The 3,227-nt window shown below is 74.7% G+C and carries 4 protein-coding genes; 1 reads left to right on the top strand and 3 read right to left on the bottom strand.

Annotated features, from left to right (window positions below):
• From ACTUAL_RS13735 to ACTUAL_RS13745, 3 genes are all read right to left on the bottom strand, one after another.
• Nucleotides 1–838, bottom strand: an 838-nt coding sequence (locus tag ACTUAL_RS13735; protein WP_440900504.1) for a magnesium transporter MgtE N-terminal domain-containing protein, incomplete at its 3' end; no start/stop codon positions are given.
• A 27-nt stretch (nucleotides 839–865) separates the two neighbouring features.
• A complete protein-coding gene (locus ACTUAL_RS13740) occupies nucleotides 866–1,723 on the bottom strand; it encodes an aminoglycoside phosphotransferase family protein (RefSeq protein ID WP_440900505.1) in 858 nt (285 codons plus the stop codon).
• Complete coding sequence (locus ACTUAL_RS13745; protein ID WP_440900506.1) at nucleotides 1,720–2,055, bottom strand: hypothetical protein; 336 nt, start codon at nucleotides 2,053–2,055, stop codon at nucleotides 1,720–1,722. The genes ACTUAL_RS13740 and ACTUAL_RS13745 overlap by 4 nt, the downstream gene beginning before the upstream one ends.
• A 109-nt stretch (nucleotides 2,056–2,164) precedes the next feature.
• Between ACTUAL_RS13745 and ACTUAL_RS13750 the strand changes: the two genes are divergently transcribed.
• The gene (locus ACTUAL_RS13750; protein WP_440900507.1) at nucleotides 2,165–3,124 is read left to right on the top strand and encodes an HpcH/HpaI aldolase/citrate lyase family protein; all 960 of its coding nucleotides are present in this window, start codon (nucleotides 2,165–2,167) and stop codon (nucleotides 3,122–3,124) included.
• The last annotated feature ends 103 nt before the right edge of the window (nucleotides 3,125–3,227 follow it).

Below are 3,227 nucleotides of genomic sequence, written 5' to 3' on the forward strand. Positions count from 1 at the left end.
CCGTGTCGAAGCTGTACTCCAGCAGCCGCTTCACCGGGGCCGACTCCTCCGGCTCCATCAGCTCCAGCAGCCGCTCCTTGTCCCGCTCGGGCAGCTCCGCGAGCAGGTCGGCCGCGTCGTCCGGGTTCATCGCCTCCAGCACGTCGGCGGCCCGCTCGTCGTCCAGGTGCGCCAGCAGGTCCTTCTGGTCGTCCTCGGGCAGCTCCTCGATGACGTCGGCGAGCCGCTCGTCGTCCAGCGCCTCGGCGACCTCGTAGCGGCGCTTGAGCGGCAGGTCGTGCAGCGCGCTCGCCACGTCCGCCGCGCGCATCGTCTCGAAGATCGCCACCAGGTGCTGGGCGCCCTGAGGCTGGCCCGCGACCTCGCTCACCGACAGCCCGACGACCTCGTCCCAGCGCAGCACCTGCACCTTGCCCCTGCGGGCGAGCCTGCCGGTGCGCTCGCGCACGGCGACCCTGGTCATCCGCCAGTCGCGGGTGCGGGCCGGTTCCATCGCGGCGTCCACCAGCACGGCCGCAGTCCCGCCGACGGTGACGCGGGCGTCGATCAGCTCGCCGACCACCAGCACCTCGTTGGCGCGCTGGTGGAACTGGCGCAGGCTCACCGACCCGGTCGCCAGCGTGATCGCGTTCGGCTCGATCGAGGTGACCCGCAGCATCGGCACGAAGATCCGACGCCGGGTCACCAGCTCCACCACCAGCCCCAGCACGCGCGGGGGTTGTCGGTCCACCCGCAGGCCCACGACCAGGTCGCGGGCCTTGCCGATGGACTCCCCGTCCGGCCCGAACACGGGCAGTCCGGCCAGCTGGGCCGCGAAGACCCGGTTCACTCCGACCACGGGGACAAGGCTAGTGGGGCGCGGCGGTCAGCGCGGGCTGAGCGCGCGGGTGATCGTCTCGCAGGCTCCGGGGGAGACGTCGAAGCCCTGCGCGTGGAACCACGGCCACGCGCTCGCCGCCCGGTAGAACGCCCAGTCGCGCGCCAGTTCCGGGTCCATCCCGGCCGCGTCGACCACGGCGGCCAGCCGCTCGCGCACGCCGCGCTCCCCGTCCACCTCGGCGATCCGGTTCCACAGCAGGGCGACCGCGCCGACCTCCACGTCGCAGGACAGCGGCTTCGGGTCGATCACCAGCCACGGCTCGCGGTCGGCGGCCAGCACGTTCTCGTAGTGCCCGTCCTCGTTCACCAGCAGGCGCGCGGCGTTCGCGGTCAGCTCGCGGCCCAGCTCGGTGGCGGCCTCGGCGATCCGCGCGGGCGCCGGGGAGCCGACCGCGGCGTTCTCGGCGACCACGTCGACCGGCTCGGCGCGCCGGAACCCGGTGGCGTCGGGGAGGGCGAGCCTGCGCATCAGGCCCGCGGCGACCGCGACGGCCTCGGCGATCGGGACGTCCAGCAGCGAGCGGCGGGCGTGCAGGCGCTCCAGCAGCAGCGCGCCGGTGTCCGCGTCGTGCTCCAGCAGCCGCACCGCGCCGTCGCCGTCCCAGGCGCGCAGCGCGAGCGGCTCGCCCCTGGTCTCGTCGTCCTGCCAGACCAGCTTGAGCGCGGCGGGGGAGCCGTCGGCGCGGCGCACCGGCAGCACGACGGCGGTCATGCCGGACAGCAGGTCGCCGTCCGGGGTCAGCTCCCAGGCCGCGCACGCGCGGGTGGCGAGGCGCGGCAGGGCGGCGATCCAGTCCAGGGCGCCGTCCAGCCCCTGGCCGAACCCGGCGGGCACCTCGATCACGCGAACTCCAACCGGTGCACCGACTCCCACGCGGGGGTCGCGTTGAGCCGGGCGGCGCGCAGGGCGAGCGCGGTGTTCTCGTCCGGGGTGAGCAGGCGGGCGGTGGCGGTCGCGGTCAGCAGGTGCGAGCGGGTGCTGTGGGAGCGGACGGTGACGGTGCACGCGACGCCGTCGGCCAGCCCGTCGACGCGCTGCTCGGCGCCGCCGGTGACGACCAGCGCCGCGCCGTCGCGCCACAGCGCCCACACCAGCTTCGCCGGATGCCCCTCGGGGGCCACCCAGATGGCCGCGGCCTTGCGCAGCGCGTTGTCCAGCACCTGCCCGATCTCCACCCGCCCAGCCTGCCACAGCCGCTGTGAGCCGGCCCTCAGCCCGATGGCGGCCGGTTCGGCCCCGTGCCAGTCTGCGGTTCGCCCGCTCCCCGCCCCAGGAGGTCCCGCCGTGGCCGACCGCACGACCCGCTCCCGCCGCTCCTGCCTCGCCGTGCCGGGGTCGAGCCAGAAGATGATCGACAAGGCGCGCGGCCTGCCCGCCGACGAGGTCTTCCTGGACCTGGAGGACGCGTGCGCGCCGCTGGCCAAGCCGGACGCGCGCAGGCGGGTCGTGGAGGCGCTCAACGAGGGCGGGTGGGGGACGCGCACGCGCGTGGTGCGGGTCAACGACTGGACCACCGAGTGGACCTACCGGGACGTGGTGGAGGTGGTCGAGGGCGACGGGGCGAACCTGGACTGCCTGCTGCTGCCCAAGGTGCAGGGCGCGGAGCAGGTCGCGGCGCTGGACCTGCTGCTGACCCAGGTGGAGCGGGCGGCGGGGCACGAGGTCGGCCGGATCGGGATCGAGGCGCAGATCGAGAACGCGCTGGGGCTGGTGAACGTGAACGCGATCGCGACCGCCTCGCCCAGGGTGGAGGCGCTCGTCTTCGGCCCCGCGGACTTCATGGCGTCGATCAACATGAAGACCCTGGTGGTCGGCGAGCAGCCGCCGGGGTACGACGTGGGCGACGCGTACCACCACATCCTGATGCAGATCCTGATGGCGGCGCGGGCGCACGGGAAGCAGGCGATCGACGGGCCGTACCTGCAGATCCGCGACGTGGACGGGTTCCGGCGGGTGGCCGGGCGGTCGGCGGCGCTGGGGTTCGACGGGAAGTGGGTGCTGCACCCTGGGCAGATCGAGGCGTCGAACGAGGTCTACAGCCCGCGGCAGGAGGACTACGACCACGCGGAGAACATCCTGGACGCGTACGAGCACCACACGTCGGCGGCGGGGGGCGCGCGGGGCGCGGCGATGCTGGGCGACGAGATGATCGACGAGGCGTCGCGGAAGATGGCGCTGGTGATCTCGGGCAAGGGGCGCGCGGCGGGGATGAGCCGGACGGACGTGTGGACGCCCGAGGGGTGAGCGCGGGTCCCCGTCCTGCTCCTGCCGCTCTTCGAGCTGCTCCAGCGGGATGACCGCCCGCGGTGGCGACCGTCACCCCCGCGTCCACCCCGCGCCACCGGGC

The sequence above is a fragment of the Actinosynnema sp. genome, from assembly GCF_052038725.1.